Below are 23,959 nucleotides of genomic sequence, written 5' to 3'. Positions count from 1 at the left end.
TCCCGCCCTTCCGGTCCCGGTCACCAGCGCACCGCGACTCACCGCGCATTCTCGACGGCTGGAGGCGGAAAACGGACCGTTCATGGGACCCGGACTCCCGCGGGAGAGGCCTCCGTGCAACCTCCGGGTTCCAGGAGGCGGAATGAAGATGCTGAAGGGAATGCTCAAAGGCGGGGTCCTCGGAATCCCCTATGCGGTCGCCGCGACGACCCTCGCCTTGATGATGTTCTTTGGCTTTCAGGGATGGATGCCTTTCTTCGAGCTGGCCCTGTTCGTCGCGGCGCACTCGGCGCCCGCGGGAGCCGCGGTGGGAGCGGCCATCGTCCTCACCGGGGCATATCAGCGGGGATGCACCTGGCGAGCTCAACTGGTGATGGTTGTCATCTACGTGTTGGTGGGCTTCGTGGGCCTCAGGACCACGGACATCTGGACCTTGGAATGGATCGTGCGAGTGGCGCCGGCCTTTCTCCCGCCAGGCTTCCTCGCCACCTGGGCAGCGGCGCGCTGGATCAAGCAGTAACCGGCGTCGGGGCGTACTCCGACCCCATGGCTCTCGCCCGCGTCCGTTGGATGCATTCCTCCATCAGCCGCCCCAGCTCCGCCTGGGGCAACACTCCGTTGCGCGCCAGGAAGGACTCATCGACTCCCGGGATGCTGGGGAGCGAGGGCGTCCTTTGCGTCTCCAGCGCTTCCAATGCCTGACGCAGTGCCTGCTTCGCCTTGCCGCCGCCCCGCTCCAGGGCGAACGCAATGACATCCCAGGCCAGCTCCGCGTGCCGTCCCTCATCCTCCGCGATGACCGCCAGGGTCTCCCGCACGACCGGGTCGCTGGCCCGCCTTGACACTTCAGCGGCGACGCTGGCTGCGAGTCCTTCACCCAGGCACCCATCCAGCAACGACCCGCGCACCAGCCGCGACCACTCATCGCCTTCGCCTGGACTGGGACGCTGGGGGCGTTCCTGGCCCAGTTCCGGAATCATCCCCGCGCTCCACGGCAGCCCCGAGTAGGCCCGGGCGAGCGCGAAACACCGCCTGGCATGACGGACCTCGTCCAGGGCCGCCAGGTGACACGCCTCCAGCAGCTCCGAAGGTGCGCCCAGGGCGGAGAGCTTGAGCGACAGCTTCGCGAAGGCAGGAACCGACGCGTGCTCCATGCCCGCGGAGTGCAGCCACGCCTCCCCCAGCACGGTCCGCTGCCAGGGCGTGAGCCCTTCGAGTTCTGGAGCGGCGTCGTCCGCCCAGCCGTCTCCCAGGGCGCGGCGGGCCACGCGAGCGCGCCCCTTGAGACGCAGCACGCGTCCCTTCGAGAAGTTCATGTGACTGATTGCACTGTAGGCCCAGTACACGAGCCCCATCGTCGTGGCACCCAGGATCGTCAGGACGCCCCCACGGGTCCCGGCGCCCTTCATCATGACGACGATTCCCGAAACGAAGAGCATGGGTCCCAGAAGGACGATGAAACACACGAACACCGCGATGAGCTCGACCATGCCCTCCCTGGAGCAACGCATGTGCCAGCGCGTGCAACCGCCCCCCAGGGGAAGGACGAGCGCCCCGGTGTGCAGGAGGGCGCCCACCTGTGCATCGCGATGCACGCGGGGCTTCCGCCGCGGCGGTGGCCTTGCGCGGACTGGAGCGGCTCTTGACCGCCATGCTCGATGTCAGACAGCGGCTGATTCGGACCAGGCGTCGGCGAGCATGGTGAAGAGGTGACGCTCGAGGATGACGTCCTGATGGACGTGGTGGGCTTCCACAACGACCGCGTGATGCCCTTCTCTCCCCGTGCGGATGGGACTGAGCCGGCAGGACGTGAAACAGGCGGCCCAGGCGGACCCCTCGCTGGACCGCAGGCTGCATGACCGGGCCCGGCGTCAGGCCACCGTCGAGCACGTGATGAAGCGGGCGTTGCCCGGACTCGACCTTCGCCATTCTGACGGGGCGCAAGGCAGCGAGGCGCGGGGATGAGCGGACAGGGCCAAAGAAAAGTCCGCCAAGACTTTTTTCTCCTGCTCACGCAGAAACACCACCGATGGCCCGTTGCCGGAATCACCTGCCGACAAGCGCGTTTGTTTTCACGGCCCCGAGGGAAAATTGGAATCGAAGCGCGCCCGGAAATGTCAGACCGGCGCGGTATCTATCTCCCTGCGCGGCGCCATTCTGGGCGCCGCCGAAAGGGCTCCCTCCACAATGAATATGTCATTGGTTTCCCTCGGGCTTCTGGTCGGCATGACCGGCGTTGGATGCGCGGGTCTCGACGAGGCCGAGGCGGTGGACTCCGCCGTGTCCGCGGACACGACCTCCCAGCTCACCCAGGGACTGATCACCCAGGTCACCGGGACCAGCCCGGTCACCTTCGTCGCCACGTCGGGCAACGAGACGAAGCCGTACGACCAGTCCGCCACGTCGGTGGTGGCATACACGCGGGACTCCACCACCGGGGCGTTCACGGCCTACCCGGGCACGGGCTCCGCGGACGGCACCCTCTCCGTGCCGAACGTCCCTTCCGGCCGCATCTACCTGAAGCTGGGCTCGCGCTACCTGGTGAGCACCGGCCGCACGTTCGACCTGGGCTCCACGGAGTGGGGCCGTGATGGCACCTTCGTCTCGCTGCCCACTCCCGTGACGGTGTCCGCCACCGGCCTGTCTCCCTGGCAGCCGGGGGACTACCTGGAGGTGTATTCGTTGAACGCGGGCGCGTTCGGCTACGTCAACGGCGGCGTCACGGGGTTCCCCCTGGCGGGCGCCACGTCGCTCTCCGGGCTGAGCTTCGATTACTCCGACATGCTCAACCCGGTGCTGCTCGACAGCGGCCTCGGGGATGTGTTTTCGCTGGTACAGATGCGGTGGCAGACGAGCGCGAATGGAGTGCCCTACCGCGCGATGCACAAGGTGCTCGACGCGAGCATCACGCAGGTGGAGGGCCAGCCCGCCTCCGTCAGCGGAACCTTCACCCAGCCCACCGCGACAGGCACCTTCGCGGTGGACTGGAGACGCTCGGCCTTCGAAGCCATGCGCACCCAGGTGAACCCGGGCGCGGTCAGCACGTACAACGAGATCTGGATGTCCGCCCGGCCGGCCGCGCTGGGCACGGCGCTCGCGTCCATCAGCGGGCAGCCACTGCTCGTGAAGCTCAATCCTGATACGCAGCGGACCGACATCGTCACGGGGAGCATGACGTACAACAACGCGCTCCCGGCGACGTGGCAGAAGGTGGCGCTCGCCGCCGCGGGCTTCACGAAGAGCTACGCGCTGGGAACCGCGACGCCCTACACCATGGGCGTGGACATCCGCGTGGATCAGGAGGCAAGCGCATTCACCGCCGCGCCCGTGCAGCCCCTCGTCGGACCGGTGCAGGCGCCCCTGGTGAATACGCGAGGTGCGTTCCAGAACCTCACGGGCGTGGGGACTGACGCCTCGCTGCGCTGGTCGAAGCCGCTGGTAGGCACGGCCACGAACTACGTGGTGAACATCTTCCGGCTGGGCACGAGCAACGGTTCCACCACCGCGACGCGCGTGGCGGCGCTGCACACGGATCTCCAGAGCGTGTACCTGCCCCCGGGCGTGTTGCTGTCGGGCCAGACGTACTTCGCTGAAATCCAGAGCTGGTACCAGCCCGGCTCGGACCTCGCGACGAGCCCGTTCAAGCGCGCCCTGCCCCGAGCCCGCGCCAGCGTGCTGACTGGCACGTTCAGCCCGTAGCCACTGAAGTCCAGGGAAGGAGGGAGCCCGCTCCCTCCTTCCCCACGAGCCAATGAGCCGCGGGCCCCAGTGGCGGAAGTCGAATCAGAACTCGTAGCCACTGAGGGTCACGCTCGCGTTCCAACCCGAGCCGTATGCACCGATCTTCTCTCCCGCTTCGAAGCGGATGGAACGCAAGGGTTGTCGGTTGAGGCTGAATCCGGGGACGTGACTCCGTGGAGCTGGTGCTAGTTTTTCCCGAGACACCCCATGACATTCCGCCCATTGCCCTTCGCCCTCCTCGCGCTGTCTGTCTCACTCAGCGCCTCCGCCCAGACTCCCGCGTCCCCGTTGGGGCCCATCTCTCCCACCACCGGACTGGTGCTTCGGGACGACGTGGTGCGCGCCCTCATCCAGGAGAGTTCGGGCGACCGGATCCATGACGGCGTGCAGCGGCTGTCCCTCATCGCGAGGGACAGCCTCGATGGCTACTCGGAGGCAGCCGCCTGGACGAAGACCGCCGCCGAGGCCGCGGGGCTCCAGGCCGTCCGTTTGGAGGCCATGAAGGACGGCCCCCAGTGGCGGGCCACGCGCGGCGAGCTGTGGGTGGCCGGTCGCCACCGGTACCGCGTGACGTCCTACGCCGACCTGCCCATGGCCCTGGCGACCGGCAGCGGCAGCTTCGAGGGCACGGACCTGGAGCTGGTCGACGTGGGCACGGGCACCCAGGACGCGGAGTACGCGGGCAAGGACCTGAAGGGCAAGGTGGTGCTCACCCGGGGGCACCCCACGTCCGCGCTGCGTAACGCCGTGGTGAAGCTGGGCGCAGTGGGCGTGGTCTCGTCCTACTCGACGCCGCCGTGGAACGCGCCCCACCGCATGGACGGTGACTTCCCGGATCAGGTGGGCTGGGCCGCTGTCCCCCGGAGCCTGATGCCGCAGGGCGCGCGGACGCCCTTCCTGTTCATGGTGTCCGACCGGCAGGGGCGTGAGCTGCGCGCCCAGCTGCGGGAGGGGCCGGTGAAGGTGGACGTGAGCGTCGCCACGCAAGCGCCCATGGGACACCTCAGCATCGTCAGCGGCGTCATTCCCGGGACGCTCGCGGGAGAGGAGGTCGTCCTCACCGCCCACCTGGACCACTACAAGCCCGGGGCCGACGACAACGCCTCCGGCTCCGCCACGGTGCTGGAGCTGGTGCGCACGTACACCACGCTCATCCGCAAGGGCGTGCTGCCCCAGCCGGTGCGAACCCTGCGCGTGCTGTGGCTGCCGGAGTTCGAGGGCACCCGCGACTGGTTCTCACACCACGGCGCGGATCCGGTGCGGCGGGTGGCGCAGTTCAACTTCGACATGCTCGGCGCCAGCATGACCCGCGTCCACTCGCGCTTCCAGGTCTCCTATACGCCGGACTGGAATGGCAGCTTCGTGAACGCGGTGTCTGAGTCCACGGTCGCCTTCATGAACCGCTTCAACGGGGTGGCCTACCCGCCGAGGAAGGACTTCCGCATCGGTTCGGTGACCGGCTCGCAGGACCCGATGGATGCGCACATGGAGCGCTACGGCCGGGGTTCGGATCACCAGCTCTTCAACGACCACGGCATCCCGGGCGTCGCCTACTCCACGTGGCCCGATGACGCCTACCACACCAGCGGCGACCGGCCGGAGAACGTGGACCCTACCCAGCTGCACCGCGCGGCGTTCGCGGGCCTGGCCGGCATCACCGTGGCCGCGTGGGCCGAAGGCATGGGCGCCCTGGAGCTCTCGCGCCTGGTGGCGGTGCACGGCGCGAAGCGCGTGGCGGAGGACGAGTTCCGGGCCCGCCGCGAGCTGGCCTCGACGCCCGCCGCGCAGGTGCCCGGCTTCGCCCGTCTGGCCCGAGCAGGGGTGCGCGCGGGCTACCAGCGCGAACGCGACGCCCTGCGCTCCTGCCTGGCCCTGGGCGCGCCCGCCGAACCGGTGAAGGCGATGGTCCAGGCGCTGGAGACCGCTGAATCCCAGGCCCTGAAGCGCCTGGATGCGGACGGGAAGGCGCGCGGCGTGTCCCTGAAGGAGCCCTCACCTGGCGAAGCCGAGCGCAAGGCACGGGCCTTCGTTCCGCGTCGCGTGAAGGGCCAGGAGCTCGCGTCGTTCGATGACCTGGAGCGCAGCGCGCCCCCCGAATCCAAGGCCCGGGTGGAAACTGTGAAGGCAGCCATGAACACCGCGTCCACGGCCCTGCGCGAACAGGGGGAGAGCGAGCTGCGCTTCTACCAACTGGCGGATGCGCTCGCGAGCTACGCCGACGGCAAGCGCTCCGTGGCGGACATCCGCGACGCGGCCCATGCCGAGTATGGCTATGTCTTTCCCGTGGAGTCCCTGCTGGAGTTGTTCGGGCTGCTGGAGCAGGGCGGCATCATGACGCGCGGACGCTAGAGCTGGGCTGACACCAGCCGGGCGTAGGCGCCATCCCCTTGCACGAGCGTCTCATGGCGCCCCTGCTCGACGATGCGCCCGTCCTCCATCACCAGGATGAGGTCCGCCTTGCGGATGGTGCTCAACCGGTGCGCGATGACGATGCGCGTGCAGTTCAGTGAAGCCAGCGCGTCCTGGACCCGGTGCTCCGTGACGGAGTCCAGGGCGCTGGTCGCTTCATCCAGGAGGAGGATTTTCGGGTCGCGCACCAGGGCGCGGGCCAGGGCCAGCCGCTGCCGCTGGCCTCCGGACAGGGACATTCCCCTGTCCGCCAGCGGCGTGTCGTACTGGAGCGGCATGGCCATGATTTCATCGTGGATCTGCGCCTGCTTCGCCGCGCCGACGATGCGCTCCGGGGGCGCTGAAGGGTCGCCGAGCGCGATGTTCGCGCGCAGCGTCGCTCCGAAGAAGGAGGGCTCCTGCAGGACGATTCCCACCTGCTCCCGCACCGCGCTCAAGGACAGCTGCTCCAGGTCGACTCCGTCGTAGAGCACCCGTCCTCCCGTGGGCAGGTAGAGCCCCAGCAGCAGGTTCGCGAGCGTGCTCTTCCCCGCGCCGGAGCGCCCGACAATCGCCACCAACTGCCCGGGCTCGATGCGCACGGACATGTCCTGGACGATCATCGGCGCCAGGGTGCCGAAGCGGAACGAGACGCGCTCCATTTCAATCCGTCCCTGCAGCTCCGCGCTCGCCTCCGGCCGCGCCGGATCGCGCTCCACCGGGGTGTCCAGCACGTCATCGATCCGCTCGATGTAGCTGCCCACCAGCTGCAGCTGCCCCATCGTGGCCACCAGGTTCGCCAGGGGCGTGAGCAGGGCCACGGCCAGCGCGTTGAGGCTCAACATCGTCCCCAGGCTCATCCGACCCTCCAGGACCTGGAGCGCGCCCATGCAGAGCAGCAGCAGCGGCGCGCTCAACTTCAGCGTGCCGGAGAGCGCGTCCACCCAGGCGGTCAGCCGGCCTCGGGCCAGGGAGACGTTGAGCACGTCCACGAAGAGGCTGGAGTAGTGCTGCACGGCGCGGTGCTCCGCGCCGAAGGCCTTCAGCGTCTGCATCCCCGTCAGCATTTCAATCTGGTAGCTCTGGTTGCGCGCCTCCAGCTCCAGGTTGCGCGCGAGCAGGCTGCGCTGCTGGCGCCGGGACACCTCGAACACCAGCACCTGCAACGCGCCCAGGGCGCCCACCAGCAGGGCCGTTCCGGGGCTCGCCACGGTCAGGATGACGAAGTAGAGCACCACCAGCAGGCCATCCAGCAGCGTGGACACGAGGCTGGAGGAGAGCACCTCGCGCACGGTGGCGGTGACGTTGAGGCGCGCCATCAGGTCGCCCGCGGCGCGCGCCTGGAAGAAGGGATACGCCAGCGACACCAGGTGCTCGAGGAACCCGAGCGTCATGTCCGAATCCACCCGCGTGCGCAGCTCCAGCAACAGGTGGCTGCGCACCAGCGAGGTCAGCAGGTGGAAGCACACCAGCGCGCCCAGCCCCACGCCCAGGACCAGCAGCAGGTGGTAGTCGCCCCGGGGAACGACGCGGTCCACCACCAGGCCGGTCAGCAGGGGGATGGAGAGCGTCAGGACCTGCAACATCAACGACAGGACGAACACCCGCGTGAGCGTCTGGGATTGGCGCGCGAACTTCTCCACGTAGCGCGACCTGCGCTTGGGTTTGCCCGGGGCTCGCACGAAGCCTTCGCCGGGTTCGAAGAGCAGCGCCACGCCGGTGAAGAACTGCCGGAACTGCTCTAGGGTCACGAAGCGCCGGCCCTGCGCCGGGTCGACGATGTGCACCCCGTCGGAGGCCCACCGCTCCAGGACGACATAGTGGGTGAACTTCCAGTGGAGGACCGACGCCTCGGGCAGGAAGGGCACTCCGTCCAGGTCGACGGAGACGCCCCGCCCCCTCAGGCCGAAGGCGCGTCCCGCCGTCAGCAGGTGCGCCGCCGCGAGCCCGTCCTGGGAGGTGCCCATCACGCGCCGCAGCTCGTCCAGTCCCACGCTCCGGCCATGGAAGCCCAGCACCATGGCCAGACAGGCGAGGCCGCACTCCGCCGGCGTCATCTGCCGCACTTCCGGGATGCGCTGCCCGCGCGCCGCCGCCTGGAGCCTCCGCAGCGCGGGGAAGCGCTCCACGAGCCCCCGTCCGGATTCATCCGCCATGGGGCAGCAACTCCTTCAGTCCGGGAACGAGCGTGAGCAGGATGCTCTCCGACTTCACCCGCGCCTCTGCCCGCGCCGGCATGCCGTCGTAGTAGTTGAAGGTCCGTCCCTCGCGGACGAACGTCCGCAGCGGCAACCGCGCGCGCACGAGCACCAGCGCTCCCTCCAAGGGAATGGCGTCCCCCAGCTCCGAGCCCAGGAAGCGCCGCGCCTCCGCGGGCCCGATGATCTGATCACCCACGGACTCGATGACGAGGTCGCGGTACTCGTAGGCGAAGCCCTGCAGCTCCAGGCGCAGGTCCATGCCCGGCACGAGCAGCGGACGGTATTGGCCCGGCAGGAAGCCCAGCACCACCACCGTCGCGTCGTCCCCCAGGAGCGACAGCGCGCGCATGCCAGAGGGGATGTACTGGCCGGGCTGCAACCGCAGATCCCCGACGACGCCCGCGTGGGGTGCTCGCAGCGTGCGCTCCTCCAGCCGGGCCTGGGCCAGTTCGCGCTCGGCCCTGAGGCCCGTGAGCGCCTGGCGTGCCCCTTCATCCGAGGGGTCGCGCAGGTAGCGGACGAGTTGCAGTTCGAACTCGCGGGAGATGCGCGCCAGGGTCCCCTGCTCCTGTTCGGACGCGAAGTGCACCAGCGGCTGGCCCGCGACGACGCGCTGGCCGGGCTGCACGTCCACCGTCAGCACCACGCCGGAGAACGCGACCGTCAGGTCCGTCTTGCCCTCCACGCGGATGAGCGCGGGGCCCGCCGCGTATTCGAAGAGCGTGCCCACGCAGAAGAAGAGCAGCGAACAGGCCAGCGCGCCCACCAGCACCCAGTAGGCCCACCGGGTCCACGCGGGGCTGATCCGCAAGAGGTCGCCCCCGGACTCCGCGTGGGCCCGCTGCCGGTACTCCAGCGCCTCCTTGCGATACGGGCTCGGCCTGGACGTCATGGCGTGACCGCCTGGGAAGCGGCGTCCTTCTGGACGAACACCCGCACCACGACACCCGAGGGCACCGGAGCATGGCCCTCGCGCGGCACGCTCGCGATGGCCAGGAGCATGCGCGAGGCCGCGTCTACTTCCGGTGCCAGGTTCTCCACCCTCCCCTCCAGGACCTGCCCCAGGGACGGCACCTCCACGGACAGCCGCGTGCCCACGGAAAGGCTCGCCGCCTGGTCCTCCGGAATGGCGAAGCGCACCTGCTGTGCTCCGGAGCGGATGAGGTGGAAGACGGCGCGGCCGGGAGCCACCATCGCCCCGGTGTCGAGGTAGCGGTTCGCGACCTGCCCGTCGAAAGGCGCGAGGACGGAGGCATCGGAGATCTTCTGGGCAATCTGCGCCACGCGCGCCTTGCGCTCCGCCACCATCGCCTCCGCGGCGCGCAGGCGGGCCACGGCGGTCTGCTCCTGGAAGCGTGCGGTGGCCAGCTCCTCCTCGGAGAGGGCCCCCAGGGCGCGCTGCTGCGGGTCGGAGCGGCGCTGGAGCCGCTCCTGCATCTCCGTGAGCGCGATGGAGGCGATGTGCTGCTCCGCCTCCCCTGCCTGGAGCGACGCCTGCGCCACCGCCAACTCGCGCTGGAGGGCCCGCGTGTCCAGCTGGGCGAGGACCGCGCCCTGGCGCACGGTGTCTCCGACCTGCGCGTTCACGCGTTCGAGGGAGCCTTCCAGCCTGGCGGCCACGTCCACGCTGCCGCTGGCGACGATGACGCCCAGGAAGCCCTCACGGCGGGACGCAGGCTCCATCACGCGGGGCACGAGTTCCTGTGAGACAGCCGCTCCCGGCCGGGCCACGGCCGAGGCTCCACGGCCGCCGTGCCACCGGATGAGCAGGAGCGCCCCCAGGAAGACCAGGGCGCCCAGGCCCATCATCCATGTCGTGCGTCGTGACATCACACAGAAGTCATGCGGGGGGCGGCTCGCACGGGCTCAAAGGGGCAGGATCGAAGGACGGGGAGGCGAGTCGTAACCAGTGCCGCATTGTACTTCGGCGGGGCGCGACGCCACTTTCCATCTCCAGGGGGCGGGCGGCCAGGAGCCGGGCCAGCGCTCCCCTCCCCAACAGCGCTGCCATTTCTTCTATGTTCAGCGCGCTCCCCCCACCGCGCATCCAGGTCCTCCCCATGCTCCGCCCGAGACTCGTAGCCCTTGCCCTGCTCCCGCTTGTCTCCGCCTGCTCCGACCCAGAGTGCACGGAAACAGCGGACTGTGCGTCCCGGGGCCCCGACATCGTCTGCGTTGAGGAACGCTGCGTTCAGGCGTCCTCGCCAGATGCAGGTGCGGGTGACTCGGGCGTGGACGCAGGCACGTCCGACGACGCGGGCTCCGGCGACGCGGGCTCCGGCGACGCGGGCGCTCCGGATGCCGGGGACTCGGATACGGGCACCCTGGATGGCGGTGAGCCTCCGCCGGAAGCCTCGCTTCGCATCACCGAGATCAACCCAGACGCCCCGCAGGACCTCATCGAACTGGTGGCCGTCACCGGCGGGACGCTGACCGGTATCTCCCTCCAGGAGCTCACCAACTCCGACTTCGCCTTCACCTTTCCCCAGGGCTACACGGTGGAGACGGGCGCAGTGCTGGTGCTTCACCTCGGCGGCGCCTGCACCGACGCTCCCAGCAACGCGGCATCCTGTGGACAGACCGCGCCCTTCAGCGCCAGTGCCTGGGACTTCAGCATGCCTGGCACGCTGAGCTACTCCGGCAAGGCTTTCGAGCTGCTGTCGTCGAAGGGCGTGCCTGTCGATGGCGTTCCCTTCGTTCGAGCCTCTGGAGAGATGCCCTTGACCATCGTCGCCGCCGTCCATCGCCTTCAAGCGGACCGCGTCTGGGATGCCACCCCCTGCATCCACGACATGACCACCGGCTTCGCGAAAGACCGCTACTGCCGCAACATCGCCGCGGACTGGTCCAGCCTCAACGAGAGCTCCAGCATCATGCGCATCAGTGGCACCGCGCCGTTGACGACTCCGGGGCTCAAGACGCAATGGAGTGGCCCCCTGCCTTCGCGCTGGGGCTCCTACTGAGGCCATTGCGTGTGGGGGCTCAGGCTTCCGACGCCATCCTCAACGCGGCCGGAGGTGGGGCGTACAGCCGCAGGCGCTCCGCCGTCATGGGGTGCGTGAACGCGAGCGTCTCCGCGTGGAGCAGGTAGCCTCCATCTCCGGGCAGGCCGGGCGCGTGCTCGCGGGGCAGACCTCCCGAGGCGAACATCGGATCTCCCGTGAGCGGATGACCGATGGCCGCCAGGTGGATGCGGATCTGCTCGGGGCGGCCCGTGTGGATGCGCACCTCGAAGAGGGTCTGCCCTTCACGCCGCTCCAGGACCTCCGCGCGGCTGTGTGACGGCTTGCCCTTCGCGGTCGCCCCGTGCACCGCCCCCAGCACGGGGTGCGGCACCAGCCCGATGGGCGTGTGGATGTCATAGGACTCCTGCGCCGCGACCCCGTCCGAGAGCGCCCGGTAGCGCTTCTCCACGTCGCCCTCGCGCCAGTTGCCTGAGAGCTTCGCGGCGGCTTCATGCGTGCGGGAGAAGAGCACCAGCCCCGAGGTCGCCCGCCCCAGCCGGTGCAGCGCGGACGCCTCCGGCCAGCGCAGCCGCACGAGCGAGAGCAGCGTGCGCTTGAGGAAGCCGCCGGAGGGCAGCGTCGGCAGCCCGCTCGGCTTGATGACCGCGAGCAGCGAAGCGTCCTCGTACACCAACTCGAAGCTTTCGGGCGCCTCCGGTTCCCGCCAGGGCGGCCGGTGCCAGCAGAGCTCCTGGTGGGCCCGCAGCACCTCGTCGCCGGTCGCGATGAGGCCGTCCAGTCGCACCTCGCCACGCACGAAGCGCGCACGCCACTCCTCCTCGGTGGAGTGCCGGTACTTGTCCGACAGGTGGGCGAGCGTGGTGCGCCCCACGGAGGCGGCGCCAATCCGCTCGCGGTACACGTAGCCGTCATTCAGGCCGGAGGAGTCGTCAGGCTGGGACATCACCCGTGCACTCTACGTCAGTGCTGCGGACACCAGGACCTCGTGGTCCTTCCATGGGACGCGATATCAAAATAGAGAGAAGGCACACGCCCCAAGGAGGACAGATGTCGCCGCGTCATCTCGCGCCATGGTTGTTGCTGGTGACCCTTGTTACTGCCTGCGCATCGTCCCCCCCGGTGGAGCAGCGAAGGCAGCCGCCCCCGAGGATCCTCTTCGAGTCGCCCCTCGCGTTGCTGCTCGAGAACTATCAGGAGCTGGGGCTGAGCACCGACCAGTTGATCAAGATAGGACAGCGGGACGAAGCGCTGGCCGTGACCAACAGGCCCCTGCGTGAAGAGCTCCGGGCCATCTGGACTCCCCCCATGGGAGGCAATCCGGCGCCGGGAGCCATGCCTGTCAGGGTCGGCCCCGCGGGCCGGGGAGGCCGGCCTCCGTACAGGCCGCCGGCCCAACCTCCCGAACCCGTGAGCGAGGAAGCGCTGAAGCGGCAACAGCTCCTGCTCCAGGCGATGGAGGCCAACGAGACAGCGGCGTACAGCGAGGTCGAAGCACTCCTGGAGGAGCCTCAGAAGGAGAAAGCGCGAGCGCTGGTCGAGAAGCAGCGCGAGGAGCGGGTTCGCGCACGTGAGTCGATGCAGAAAGCCCCCGAAGCCCCACCCGAGCCGTAGTCCTGGAGGGGTCTCGGCGCATGTCTCTTCACCACGCGTGATTTCCCTCCCACGCGCCAGGGAAAATGGGGCGCCCGCGACTCACACCGGCATCACCCGGTGATACATGAAAAGGCCGCGGACGTTTGAAGCAGCCGGAGTTCGCGGGCTAGCCTGGGTGGGCCGTCAAAAAAGGAGGCGGCTCAACATGATGACCCCCGACATGATCATCCGCGCCTGGAAGGACCCGTCGTTCCGCGAGAGCCTCACCGCCGAGCAGCGCACCCAGCTGCCCGCGAACCCCTCTGGCGCGACGCTGAACGAGCTGAGCGAGACCGAGCTGATGGACGTGGTCGGCGGCAGGATCGACGTCGGTTTCACCGCCACCAACTCCTGTGAGTACATCTGCACCAACCTGACGTTCTCCCTGTGCTGATGGACGGTGTGTGACGGGCGGCTCCCACGGGGAGTCGTCCCGTTCCACTCGAGGCGCGGGGGCTCCGGTCCTCGCGCCTGTCTTTTTCCAAGTCCAGACGGACGTGCAGGGCGCACATGCGAGAGGGCTCGAAGATGGGTGCGTGGGAGCGGGCTGCCTTCCTCCATGAGCGGGAGGCCGCGGGAGAGGACCCTTCCGCCCCGTCGCTCCAGCAAGCCGAGTCGCGCCTCCAGGCGTGGCGGCGCAGCACGCTGGGGGATGAGGCGTCCTTCGATGAACGGCTTCGCGGAGCAGGGCTGGACGCGGCGTCCTTCGTGCGCAGGCTCGCGGGAAGCACGACGCGGCCGGAAGCCCTGACGTGGCTGCCGCTCCTGGAAGAGGTGCTGTCGGACCGCGCGGCCGACGTCGCCCTCCCCTCCCCCGTGGATCCGGGTCCACGAATGCGAGTACCCGCACTGACGCGCCGGTTCCTCCAACTGGGACTGCGCCTGCTGCGGGCTGGCGTTGATGCGCTGGCCGCCCGGAGCGTCCTGGCCGCCGATGCATTGCTGGACGCGCGCGCCGAAGCCTGGCTCGTGGACGCGCTGGAGCAGCGGCTGATGCAGACCGCGACCCGGTCGCTGGTGCTGGAGCTCAACGTGGCCCGGCTGCGCGGCGAACTGCGGGGCGAAACACCCCAGGCGCGCTTCGAGCACTTCGCGCTGCACCACCTGGAGGCCCCGGGCCGGCTCGCCGCGTTCCTGGAGGAGTACCCGGTGCTGGCGCGGCTCCTGGTGACGTCCCTGGAGCGGTGGATCCAGACGAGCCTGGAGCTGCTGACACACCTGGCGGAGGACCGGGAGTCCCTGGTGGCCGTGCTCGGCGCGGACGTGGATCCGGGGCCGCTCGTGGAGGCGCGCACCGGCGCGGGAGATCCGCACCGCGAGGGCCGCAGCGTGGCGCTGCTGACGTTTCGCTCCGGCCTGCGGGTTGTCTACAAGCCGCGGTCGCTGGAGGTCGAGGCCCGCTACCAGGACCTGCTGGAACAGTTGGAGCGCTGGGGCCTGCGCCATCCGCACCGCAGGCTGAAGGTGCTGACGCGCGAGTCGCATGGCTGGGTGGAGCACGTCGAGACCGGCGGGTGCGTCGACCGCGACGCCGTGGCGCGCTTCTATTGGCGGCAGGGCAGCCACCTGGCGCTGCTGTATCTGCTGCGCGGAGTGGACCTGCACTCCGGAAATCTCCTCGCCGCCGGGGAGTTCCCCGTCCTGGTGGACCTGGAGGGGCTCTTCCACCAACTGCCCGCCCCGCGCGCTGACGACACGGCGGTGTCCCGCGCCGCGCGCTTCCTGGAGCGGTCCGTGCTCAGCAGCGGCCTGCTGCCCACGCTCATGTTCGGCAGGGAGGGCCGGGCCGGCGTGGAGCTGAGCGGCCTGGGCGGCGAGGCTGGTCAGCTCTTCCCCCACGCCGCGCCCATGCTGGAGGACCGCGCTCGGGACACCCTGCACGTCGTCCGTCGACAGCCGACCACGGCGGCGGCCCACAACCGCCCGCTGCTCGAGGGCCAGCCCGTGGACGTCACTGCGTTCGGGGCGTGCATCGAGGAGGGCTTCCAGGAGACCTACGCGTTGCTTCTCCAGCATCGCGAGGAGGTAGCGCGGACACTCGAGGGGTTCCGCGACGTGGAGGTGCGCCACATCGCGCGGGCGACGATGCGCTACGGCTTCCTTCTCCAGGAGGGCCTGCACCCGGACTTCCTGCGCGACGCGCTCGACCGGGATCAGCTGCTCGACAAGCTGTGGGCGGAGGTCCGCGTGCGCCCTTCGCTGGCGACGCTGACGCCCTCCGAGCACGAAGACCTCCGGCTGGGGGACGTGCCCGTCTTCACGGCGCGACCGGGGTCCCGCCACGTCTGGGACAGCCGGGGGCGCTGCATCCCGGATCACCTGCCGCGCGCCGGCCTGGAGGGCTCGCGCCAGTTGCTGGAAGACCTGGGCCCCGAGGACTGCGCCGGCCAGGTGGCGCTGATCCGCCAGTCGCTGGTGACGCTCGATCGGGAGCAGGAGACCGTGTCGCCTCGCGCGTCGGGCACTGCCGCCGGGGATGCCCTGCCCCCGCCCGCCACGGCCGAGGCGTGCCTGGCCGGCGCGGTGCAGTTGGGCGAGCTGCTGGCGGCCCGAGCCATCCAGGGCGCCCACGACGTCGGCTGGATTGGCGTGGGCATCCAGGACCTGGAGCGCCGTCGCTGGGGGCTCACTCCCCTGCGCACGGACCTCTTCGACGGCGTGGGGGGCGTGGCGCTCTTCTACGGCTACCTGGCGGCGGTGACAGGCCGGGAGGACTTCGCTGCGCTGGCGCGCAGGGCGTCCGTGCCAGTACGCGAGCAGTGGCGCGCGCCCGCGTCCCAGGACCCTTCCGGCGTGGGGGTGTTCACGGGGCGCGCGGCGAACATCTACGTCCTCAGCCATCTGGCCGTGGCGCTGGGCGACACCGCGATGCTGGACGAGGTCCACGCGGGCCTGGGTTCGCTGGAGGCGAAGATCGACGCGGACACGGCGCTGGATCTGGTCGCGGGCGTCGCGGGGACCGCGCTGGCGCTGACGCGGCTCCACCAACAGACCGGCAGCGAGGAGGCGCTCCGGCTGGCGCGCAAGTGCGGGGACCGGATGCTCCAGACAGCGAGCGACTCCGAACACGGTGGACGCGCGTGGGTGGTGCCCGCGGCCGGGCGCGCGCTCACGGGTCTGGCCCACGGCGCGGCCGGCTTCGTCTGGGCCCTGCTGGAATTGGCCACGCTCACCGGCGACGAGCGCTACCGGGAGGCCGCACGCCAGGGATTGGCCTTCGAACGGGCCCTGTTCGTCCCGGAGCGCGGCAACTGGAAGGATTTGCGCACGTCGAAGGAAGGCGAGCCGCTGGTGCCCGGTGGCTTCATGACGGCCTGGTGCAACGGAGCCGCGGGCGGAGCACTGGCCCGGCTGCTGTCGCTGCGCCACCTGGACGATGCGCGGCTGCGCGACGAGCTTCGCGCGGGGCTCGCCACAGTGCAGCGGGAAGGCTTCGGCGGCAGCCACAGCCTGTGCCACGGGGACGTGGGCAACCTGGAGGTGCTGCACCTGGCGGGAGAGGTGCTGGGCGACGAGGCCTGGAAAGAGACCGCGCGCTCGCGCGCCGCGCGGGTGCTGGCTCAGGGCCGGGACGGAGCGTGGCGTTGCGGCCTGCCGAGGTTCACCGAGGCGCCAGGATTGATGCTGGGACTTGCCGGCATCGGGATGGGGCTCCTGCGCCTGGCCGCGCCCGACTTCGTGCCGTCCGTGCTGGCGTTGCAGCCTCCACGCGCCCAGGCGAGGTAGGCCAAACGCTCCCGCGCTGTGCAGCGGGAGCGAGGGCCTCAGGGACAATGCGTGCAGTAGAAGTAGTCGCTATAGACGGGATAGGCGCTCTCCACGCCCCAGCAGGTGGGATAGCAGGACGCATCCAGCTCGCACTCACCGACCTGCCCATCGGCTTGCATGGGGAGTGAGGTCCAATAGGTGGTGAGCCTGGGGATGTAATGCTGGGTGCAGGCGCTCGCCGTCACGGAACCGCCTGAATCCGAGACCACCGAAGGCTGCCGGACTTCGTTCCCGGTGCCTTCCAGCCTGGAATCGCCTCCGCACGCAACCAGACCCGACGCCAGGAACGCAGCCACTGCCAGCAGTTGCTTCATGGGGTCCTCACCTCGTGAAAGGAGTTCCGGATGAATCTCGCACGTTCGTTCATCCCAACTCCAGCCGGGGTCACCTCTTCACCTCAGATACGCAGTCGCCTGGAAGGCCGCGACCTGCCGCTCCCCGGAGTCGAGCACGCGCACTTCATACGTGGCCAGCTTCCTGCCGCGTGAAAGCTCGCGGGCTGTCGCCTCCAGGGGACTGTCATTCGCCGCGGTCAGGTACGTGATGTTGGCCTGGATGCCGATGGCTGTCTGGCCATGCGAGTTGCAAGCCGTGGCGAAAGCGATGTCGGCCAGCGCGAAGATCAAGGCGCCGTGCGGCGTCCCAAGCCCGTTCAACCGGCGAGAGGACACCGGGAGGCGGACGCGAGCGGTCCCTGGACCGCGCTCCACCAGCTCGCGGAGACAGGCCTGCTCCATGGCCATACGGCCACGACCCACTGGGCCAGCCTGGACGCTGCCGGCATCAGTATCCCGGGGTCGACTGGACGAGCGACCTGCGCATCTCTGTCACGGGTAGGCTCGTGACCGCGCGAGACATGGAAGCGACAGGGCGAACGCTGTTGGCGTACCTCACGGAGGTCCGTCTGGCTCGGGCGCGGGAGTTGCTGAACGCCAGCGACGAAGCCGTCTCACAGGTTGCTCACCGGGTGGGCTACGAGGACGCCGCCACGTTCACCGCGCTCTTCAGGCGGCACCACGAGCAGACGCCGGCCGCCTACCGCGAGTCATCCAGGGGCTCCGCTGGCTGACCGGCAGCGCTCAAAGCGCCAGCAGCACATCCACTTGCGCCTGGAGCGTCCGGGCCTCTTCATGCTTGCCAAGTCGGGTGTAGAGCGCCACCGCGTCGCGACGCTCCTGGATTTCACGCTGGACGAGCGCATCCACCGCCTCCGGCGACAACAGCAACCGGGCCACCTCTCCACTGCCGAGCCCACTCACGCCACCGGCGATGCCGCCAGAGACCGGAGCAGGAGCGACGCTCACGTCGGGCGCCTCGGCATTGTCGATGGCGGCGAGCGTTTCCCGAAGCACCGCCGAAGCGGGCGCGTTCCGGTTGCGCAGGGCCTCCTTCATCGCGGCCCGCAGCGTTGCCTTCCATTCATCCACGGTCTTCATGCGTCCACGATAGCAGGCAGCAGGGGCCTACGACGTCTGCAAGAAGAGGGTGCCGTAGCGGCCACTGCAATCCAGCGCATACAACTGCTCGTTGCCAGTCGACAGGAGCTTGCAGGCAGTGACTTCGGCGGACCTCCTGGACAATCACCGCGGCCACGAAATGCGCGAAGCCTTGAAAGCGCTCCACCGGGTATGCGTCGATGGAAAACGAGGCATCACCATACAGGGTGATTCCCGCCTGCTTCGCCTCTGACAGGGACATGTAGCTGATCTCCTGCCTGATTCCGTGGAGGTCCGGAAAGCGGGCCTGGACTCCGGCGCCCTGCGACTGCCAATCCACGCTGACGTCACCCAGACCCGTGATGTTCATGTCGGGCGAAAGGAGCCTGTTCACTTCGTCCCGCAGCGTGAGGTCCATGCCGCCCCTCTTGACGCATTGGGATGCGAACAGCAACGCGCGAGTCCGCCGGAGGGCCTGCGCCGCCACCCGGGTGGTGTAGGCTCATGCCTCGCCGCACTCCTTCTGGACGGTCTTCCTTGGAAATGCTTCTTGCTCCCGCCCGGCGCATCGACCTGGGCAAACGCGCCGGTGTCACCGGCGGGTTGTTGGGCGTGCTCTGCGTGGTCGCTGAGTTCTGCTTCCTGTTCCCTCACGTGCTCGTGTCCAACGATGGCCGGGCCTTCTACGTGGAGCACCTGGAGATCTTCCGGGGCATCCTCCAGGTGTCCATCATCGCCACCTTCCTGCTGGGCACCTTCAGCGTGATGACCCTGCGCTCCAAGGCGCACGGCGGCATCGCCATGGTGCTGGCGCTGGTGGCGTTGCTTCTGGGAGGCAGCGAGGCGGAGCCCCTGACTCACACGCAGCGCTCGATGAGCGCGGGCCTGGACTTCTTCGCGTTGGACCTGCTGGTGCTGGGGCTGGTGTTCATCCCCATGGAGCGACTGTGGGCGCTGAACGAACAGAAGATCTTCCGCGTCGGCTGGCAGACCGACCTCAAGCACTTCTTCGTCAGCCACGTGGGCGTGCAGCTCATCTCCTTCGCGGTGCTCATCCCCGTGCAGGTGTTCCTGTCCTGGGCCGTGAAGCTCGACTTCCAGGCGCACGTCGCCGCGCAGCCCATCTGGTTGCAGTTCTTCGAAATCCTGCTGGTCATCGACCTGGTGAGCTACTGGGTGCACCGGGCCTTCCACACCGTCGGGTGGATGTGGAGCTTCCACGCCATCCACCACTCGACGCTGCAGATGGACTGGCTGGCCAGCTCGCGCAGCCACCTGGTGGACATCCTGGTCAACCGCTTCGCGGGCTTCGTGCCGGTGTTCCTGCTGGGCTTCCACCCGTCCGCCATCTACGGCTACCTCGTGTTCGTGTCCTTCCACGCGGTGTACATCCACGCCAACGTCAACCACCGCTGGCCGTACCTGCGCTGGATCTTCGCGACGCCGGAGTTCCACCACTGGCACCACACGTCCGATGACGAAGGCATCGACAAGAACTTCGCTGTCTTCCTGTCATTCATCGACGTCATCTTCGGCACCGCGCACATGCCGTCCCACTGGCCCTCGAAGTACGGCACCACGAAGTTCCAGCCGCCGGAGACCTACCTGGGCCAGCTGGCATACCCGTTCAAGCGCCATGAAGAGACGCCCTACGGGTAGCCCACGACCACCCTGGGAAAATACAAGCTGATCTCCAAGCCGTTTCCCGCGCTCACGGCGGGGGACGTCAAGCACGGCGGGACCGGCCTCATCGAGGACGCACGACACGTCGTGTCTCCGTTGAGCGTGGGCAACAGTCACGCGAGCACGCCTCTTGAGTTCCTGTTCAAGAAGTTCGCGGTGCACGTCATGTCCTTCGAGATCGAGGGTGCCGAGGCGCCGAACTGGTTTGGCGTGAGCTTTCGCAAGGGCATCCAGTCCTTCGATTCCGTGAACATCTTCTGTCACCCCAGCCCGGGGACCGCCGGGATGACGGACCGGGACTACCCGACGCGCGCGGGTTCGTGGCCGCGCCTGTTCCGCTACGCGCAGATGATGGGGGCCCAGTTCGCCATCGCCGGCTCCGACCAGGTCGCGATCGTCCCCTTCTTCAACAACGCGTCGTACTCGAGCACGGGCCTCTTCGGTGCGAACTGGAAGGACATCGTCCTGGACATCCTGACGGAGGTGAGGGCGGAAGCGCTGCAACGCACCGACCCCTTTCCCGTGGTGCTGAAGGACGTCGTGCTCTCCGACTTCAGCTTTGGCCGTGGCCTGATGCGGAACATCCGGGCACGAGCCCCCGGCCTGTCCCGGTACCTGCGGGAGATCTGGGACTTCGACGGTGTCGGCGGGGCGCCTCCCTACGGAGCGGGAGAGGTGGGCGCCATCCTCTACGACCAGTCCACCGGCGGCGACCCGCGCATCTTCCATGTGCCGCCGACCCGGTGGCAGCAGTTCCACGGCAAGATTGCTTCAAGCGTCCACAGCAACATCCCGGACCTGCTCGCGTGTCACGCGGCCACGGTGAGCAACGTAGGCCGCGGCGGATAGCACCCGGCCCGGGGTCGGATGACGCGTTGGAAGCCGGGCAATAAGCACTGGCGGTCATTTCCCTGCTCAAAAGGGCCTGTTGCGGCGGAGTGCCCCTCTTCTCAGGTTTCAGCCAGACGAGAAGGTCACAGCAGCGCGATAGCTCAAGGGGGGAATCATGAAGACAACGTCGATTCGCGAACTGGGGCGGCGGTGTGGGGGATATGTGCTTGGATTGTCGCTTGCCGTGGTGGCGCTGCCTGGAGCGGCAATCGCCCAGGCACCGGGCGGGCTTCCCAACACGTACACCCAGAGGAACCTTGTCTCCGATGGCAGCGTGGCCGCGGAGCATCCGGATCCCAATCTGATCAACAGCTGGGGGCTTGCCTTCAACCCGTTCGGCGCCGCCTGGGTCGCCGACAACGGAACAGGGGTGTCAACCCTCTATGACGGCGATGGGAACGCGCAGTCGCTCGTGGTCACCATCCCGGTGCCCACGGGAGCCACGGCTCCGTCGAGCCCCACGGGCGTCGTCTTCAACGGCTCCGAGGGCTTCGTGGTCACCTCGGGAAGCGCCAGTGGGGCTGCTCGCTTCATCTTCGTGACGGAGCAGGGCGTCGTGGCTGGCTGGTCTCCGCTGGCGGCCCCAGCCAATGCCATCCTCACGGTGGACAACTCCGGCAGCAACGCGATCTACAAGGGCGTCGCCCTGGCGAACAATGGCACCGCCGCCTATCTCTACGCGACCGACTTCCACAACGGAAAGGTGGACGTCTTCGACAGCAATTTCGCGCCCGCCACGCTGAGCGGGAACTTCACGGACCCGAACCTGCCTGCCGGCTTCGCGCCGTTCGGCATCCAGAACATCAACGGCGACCTCTACGTGAGCTATGCGCAGCAGGACGATGAGCGCAAGGACGACGTGCACGGCGCGGGCCTGGGCTACGTCAACGTCTTCGATTCAAACGGGAACCTGATCCGCCGGCTCATCTCCGCGGGCAGCCTGAACGCGCCGTGGGGCATGGCCGTGGCGCCGGCCAGCTTCGGGCGGTTCGCCGGGCGCCTGCTGGTGGGCAACTTTGGCGACGGCACCATCAACGCCTTCGACACCGTGACGGGCACCCTGGATGCCCAGCTCCAGGGCACCAACGGGAAGCCGATCGTCATCGACGGCCTCTGGGCGCTCGCGTTCGGCAACGGCCTCATGAACCAGCCCACCCGCACGCTGTTCTTCACCGCGGGTCCGGCGGAGGAGAGCCAGGGCCTGTACGGCCGGCTGGACGTGGCCACCCCGGGCGCGACCCGCGTCCCCTCCCGTCCCACGCGCTGAGCCGCGCGCGGTCGAAGCAGGGAACACTCCAGGGATGCGCTCGGGGAAGTCTGCCCCGGGCGCGTCCCTTTTTCTTTCGCATCAACGGGGCCCCCATCCCTCGGATGGTCACCATCGCCAACGCGCTCACCGTCAGCGCCCAGCAGTACGCGGGCAACAACTCCGCGCAGACACTCCAGCTCATCCTGTTCCTGCGCGCTGGCTACTACGTCCAGTTCTACCAGTCAGGCACGGTGGGCAGCTACGGCGCCTCGCTGCGCGACGCCATCCGTCCGGCCCTCGCGGCCTTCGTCGCCAATACCCATTTCACGGACGTCAACGACGCACACGGCGCGGTGCTGCGGGAGTTCGTCATCCTCATCGACAGCGCGGTGGAGGCAGCCCAGCACCTGGGCACGCTCCGGGGCCTGCTGGACCGCTTCAACGCCTCCACCGAGGCGTCCTATTACATGAGCGGCGCCACCAACAGCGTCTACCAGGTCCTCTACCGGAGCCATTCCAACGCGGCCTTCCTGGCGGCCGTGCAGGCGGACACGTCCATCCTCCAGTCGCTCGAGTCCTTCATCACCCGCACCGAACACCTGCTGGGCACCTCCAACCAGTACCTCACCGTCAACGCGGCGCGCGAACTGGCCCGCTTCCTCAGACACTCCGGACCGCTCCAGCCCCTGACGCGCCCCAAGGTGAAGGCGGTCATCGACAACCACTCGATGACAGGTCCCTCGGCGGGCCTCTGGGTGGGCGCGGCGGAGATGGTCGACTTCTACGACAAAGCCAATTGCGCGTACTACGGCACCTGCGACTTCCGCCGGACGGTGGAACAGACGGTGCTCGGCATCACCCACACCTGTGGAGCCACCCTGCGCATGCGCGCGCAGCACATGACGGCGACACAGCTCACGCAGAGCTGCGACCAGCTCGCCACGCAGGAGACGTACTTCCACGACACGCTGAAGACGAACCGCGTGCCGGTGGCCAACGACAACAACACGTCCCTGGAGGTGATCATCTTCGACAGCAGCCTCGACTATCAGAACTACGCTGGCGTGCTGTTTGGCATCAATACCAACAATGGCGGCATGTACCTGGAAGGGGACCCCGCCGCCTCCGGCAACCAGGCCCGCTTCATCTCCTACGAGGCGGAGTGGCTGCGGCCCACCTTCGAAGTCTGGAACCTGCGCCACGAATACGTCCATTACCTGGATGGCCGCTACAACATGAAGGGTGACTTCAACACGAGCACCAGCCAGCCCACCGTCTGGTGGTTCGAGGGCCTGGCCGAATACATCTCCAAGAAGAACGACAACGCCAGCGCGGTGACGCTGGGCAAGAGCAAGGCCTTCCAGCTCAGCGAGGTCCTGCGCAACAACTACAGCAGCAGCGCCGACCGCGTGTACTCGTGGGGCTATCTGTCCACGCGGTTCATGTTCGAGCGGCACGCGGACCAGGTGGACACCTTCCTCAACCAGTTCCGCGCGGGCAATTACACCCACTATCGCCAGTCCCTGGATGCGCTGGGCACGGCGAACGACACGGAGTTCCACCAGTGGATTGACTGCGTCGCGAGGGCCGCGGACCCGAGTGTCTGCGTGCCCCCTGGCTCCGGCCCCGGGCCGACTCCTGCCTGCACGGCGTCCAACCCCCAGCAGCTCGACAACAACTGCTACCGGGGCCCGTTGGCCTCCACCGGCACGCTGCTCTACTTCTATCTCTATGTGCCTCCCGGCGCGCGCAACCTGCGCTTCGTGGCAAGCGGCGGCACGGGCAACGCGGACCTGTATGTCCGCGGCGGCACCTGGCCCTCGCAGACCGTGTATGACTACCGGCCCTATCTCCCAGGCAATGACGAGACGGTGGAAGTCCCCTCCCCCACCACTGGCGCCTACTACTACCTCATGCTCGTGGCCCGCACGCCCTACTCGGACGTGAAGCTGGAGGCCCACTTCGACAGGACGCCCTGACGTGACCGGGCGGGCTCCCGGTTGG

The 23,959-nt window shown here is 68.6% G+C and carries 21 protein-coding genes; 12 read left to right on the top strand and 9 right to left on the bottom strand.

Features of this window, described 5'->3' with window-relative positions:
* Positions 1–142 precede the first annotated feature (142 nt).
* Complete coding sequence (locus tag D7Y15_RS05130) at positions 143–520, top strand: hypothetical protein (protein WP_121751862.1); 378 nt, start codon at positions 143–145, stop codon at positions 518–520.
* On the opposite strand, the gene D7Y15_RS05125 is transcribed toward D7Y15_RS05130, so the two are convergent.
* Complete coding sequence (locus tag D7Y15_RS05125) at positions 510–1,490, bottom strand: ferritin-like domain-containing protein (protein ID WP_121751879.1); 981 nt, start codon at positions 1,488–1,490, stop codon at positions 510–512. The two genes, D7Y15_RS05130 and D7Y15_RS05125, sit on opposite strands and share 11 nt — an antisense overlap.
* 697 nt (positions 1,491–2,187) lie before the next feature.
* On the opposite strand from D7Y15_RS05125, the gene D7Y15_RS05120 reads away from it, so the two are divergent.
* Positions 2,188–3,699 carry an ABC transporter substrate-binding protein gene (locus tag D7Y15_RS05120; protein ID WP_121751861.1) on the top strand — a complete coding sequence of 504 codons (1,512 nt, stop codon included), beginning with the start codon at positions 2,188–2,190 and terminating at the stop codon, positions 3,697–3,699.
* Between the two features lie 249 nt (positions 3,700–3,948).
* Positions 3,949–6,090, top strand: coding sequence for a M28 family peptidase (locus D7Y15_RS05115; RefSeq protein WP_121751860.1), 2,142 nt, complete (start codon positions 3,949–3,951; stop codon positions 6,088–6,090).
* Here the strand turns inward: D7Y15_RS05115 and D7Y15_RS05110 are convergent.
* The 3 genes from D7Y15_RS05110 to D7Y15_RS05100 are packed head-to-tail and all read right to left on the bottom strand — an operon-like array spanning position 6,087 to position 10,160.
* On the bottom strand, positions 6,087–8,285 hold the full coding sequence (locus D7Y15_RS05110) for a peptidase domain-containing ABC transporter (RefSeq protein ID WP_120574889.1): 2,199 nt from the start codon (positions 8,283–8,285) through the stop codon (positions 6,087–6,089). The two genes, D7Y15_RS05115 and D7Y15_RS05110, sit on opposite strands and share 4 nt — an antisense overlap.
* The gene (locus tag D7Y15_RS05105; RefSeq protein WP_120574890.1) at positions 8,275–9,222 is read right to left on the bottom strand and encodes an HlyD family efflux transporter periplasmic adaptor subunit; all 948 of its coding nucleotides are present in this window, start codon (positions 9,220–9,222) and stop codon (positions 8,275–8,277) included. Before D7Y15_RS05105 ends, D7Y15_RS05110 begins: the two co-directional genes overlap by 11 nt.
* On the bottom strand, positions 9,219–10,160 hold the full coding sequence (locus tag D7Y15_RS05100) for an efflux RND transporter periplasmic adaptor subunit (RefSeq protein WP_120574891.1): 942 nt from the start codon (positions 10,158–10,160) through the stop codon (positions 9,219–9,221). Before D7Y15_RS05100 ends, D7Y15_RS05105 begins: the two co-directional genes overlap by 4 nt.
* Before the next feature lie 401 nt (positions 10,161–10,561).
* Here D7Y15_RS05100 and D7Y15_RS05095 point away from each other — a divergent pair, with 401 nt between their 5' ends.
* Positions 10,562–11,293: a hypothetical protein gene (locus tag D7Y15_RS05095; protein WP_233604832.1), complete on the top strand. Its 732-nt coding sequence runs from the start codon at positions 10,562–10,564 to the stop codon at positions 11,291–11,293.
* A 19-nt stretch (positions 11,294–11,312) separates the two neighbouring features.
* On the opposite strand, the gene D7Y15_RS05090 is transcribed toward D7Y15_RS05095, so the two are convergent.
* Entirely contained in the window at positions 11,313–12,239 is a 927-nt protein-coding gene (locus tag D7Y15_RS05090) for an RluA family pseudouridine synthase (RefSeq protein WP_121751859.1), read from the bottom strand.
* A gap of 104 nt (positions 12,240–12,343) precedes the next feature.
* Here D7Y15_RS05090 and D7Y15_RS05085 point away from each other — a divergent pair, with 104 nt between their 5' ends.
* The 3 genes from D7Y15_RS05085 to D7Y15_RS05075 all read left to right on the top strand — a co-directional run bounded on the left by D7Y15_RS05085 (position 12,344) and on the right by D7Y15_RS05075 (position 16,654).
* Complete coding sequence (locus D7Y15_RS05085) at positions 12,344–12,907, top strand: hypothetical protein (RefSeq protein ID WP_148712691.1); 564 nt, start codon at positions 12,344–12,346, stop codon at positions 12,905–12,907.
* Positions 12,908–13,094: 187 nt separating this feature from the next.
* Positions 13,095–13,322: a mersacidin/lichenicidin family type 2 lantibiotic gene (locus tag D7Y15_RS05080; RefSeq protein ID WP_199745882.1), complete on the top strand. Its 228-nt coding sequence runs from the start codon at positions 13,095–13,097 to the stop codon at positions 13,320–13,322.
* A 116-nt stretch (positions 13,323–13,438) separates the two neighbouring features.
* Positions 13,439–16,654: a type 2 lanthipeptide synthetase LanM family protein gene (locus D7Y15_RS05075; protein WP_121751857.1), complete on the top strand. Its 3,216-nt coding sequence runs from the start codon at positions 13,439–13,441 to the stop codon at positions 16,652–16,654.
* Positions 16,655–16,692: 38 nt separating this feature from the next.
* Here the strand turns inward: D7Y15_RS05075 and D7Y15_RS05070 are convergent, their stop codons facing one another.
* Both D7Y15_RS05070 and D7Y15_RS05065 read right to left on the bottom strand, forming a co-directional pair.
* Complete coding sequence (locus D7Y15_RS05070) at positions 16,693–17,010, bottom strand: hypothetical protein (protein WP_121751856.1); 318 nt, start codon at positions 17,008–17,010, stop codon at positions 16,693–16,695.
* Between the two features lie 78 nt (positions 17,011–17,088).
* Positions 17,089–17,439 (bottom strand): PaaI family thioesterase, encoded by a 351-nt coding sequence (locus D7Y15_RS05065; RefSeq protein ID WP_121751855.1) that lies wholly within the window; start codon positions 17,437–17,439, stop codon positions 17,089–17,091.
* A 98-nt stretch (positions 17,440–17,537) separates the two neighbouring features.
* Here D7Y15_RS05065 and D7Y15_RS45570 point away from each other — a divergent pair, with 98 nt between their 5' ends.
* Positions 17,538–17,765, top strand: coding sequence for a helix-turn-helix domain-containing protein (locus tag D7Y15_RS45570; protein WP_233596667.1), 228 nt, complete (start codon positions 17,538–17,540; stop codon positions 17,763–17,765).
* A 10-nt stretch (positions 17,766–17,775) separates the two neighbouring features.
* On the opposite strand, the gene D7Y15_RS05055 is transcribed toward D7Y15_RS45570, so the two are convergent.
* Entirely contained in the window at positions 17,776–18,132 is a 357-nt protein-coding gene (locus D7Y15_RS05055) for a hypothetical protein (protein WP_121751854.1), read from the bottom strand.
* The gene (locus D7Y15_RS05050) at positions 18,116–18,550 is read right to left on the bottom strand and encodes a hypothetical protein (protein WP_120574897.1); all 435 of its coding nucleotides are present in this window, start codon (positions 18,548–18,550) and stop codon (positions 18,116–18,118) included. The genes D7Y15_RS05055 and D7Y15_RS05050 overlap by 17 nt, the downstream gene beginning before the upstream one ends.
* Before the next feature lie 125 nt (positions 18,551–18,675).
* On the opposite strand from D7Y15_RS05050, the gene D7Y15_RS05045 reads away from it, so the two are divergent.
* The 4 genes from D7Y15_RS05045 (at position 18,676) to D7Y15_RS05030 (ending at position 23,934) form a co-directional block, all read left to right on the top strand.
* Positions 18,676–19,791 carry a sterol desaturase family protein gene (locus D7Y15_RS05045; protein WP_233596672.1) on the top strand — a complete coding sequence of 372 codons (1,116 nt, stop codon included), beginning with the start codon at positions 18,676–18,678 and terminating at the stop codon, positions 19,789–19,791.
* A 111-nt stretch (positions 19,792–19,902) separates the two neighbouring features.
* Positions 19,903–20,664 (top strand): hypothetical protein, encoded by a 762-nt coding sequence (locus D7Y15_RS05040; RefSeq protein WP_148712690.1) that lies wholly within the window; start codon positions 19,903–19,905, stop codon positions 20,662–20,664.
* A 157-nt stretch (positions 20,665–20,821) separates the two neighbouring features.
* Entirely contained in the window at positions 20,822–21,973 is a 1,152-nt protein-coding gene (locus D7Y15_RS05035) for a TIGR03118 family protein (protein WP_121751852.1), read from the top strand.
* A 104-nt stretch (positions 21,974–22,077) separates the two neighbouring features.
* Positions 22,078–23,934, top strand: coding sequence for a M9 family metallopeptidase (locus tag D7Y15_RS05030; RefSeq protein ID WP_121751851.1), 1,857 nt, complete (start codon positions 22,078–22,080; stop codon positions 23,932–23,934).
* Positions 23,935–23,959: the final 25 nt, after the last annotated feature.

This window comes from Corallococcus sp. AB030 (assembly GCF_003668965.1).
In the GTDB taxonomy this organism is placed as follows: domain Bacteria; phylum Myxococcota; class Myxococcia; order Myxococcales; family Myxococcaceae; genus Corallococcus; species Corallococcus exiguus.
Note: the sequence above shows the minus strand (reverse complement) of the source record. Positions and strands in the feature narration are given on the sequence as shown.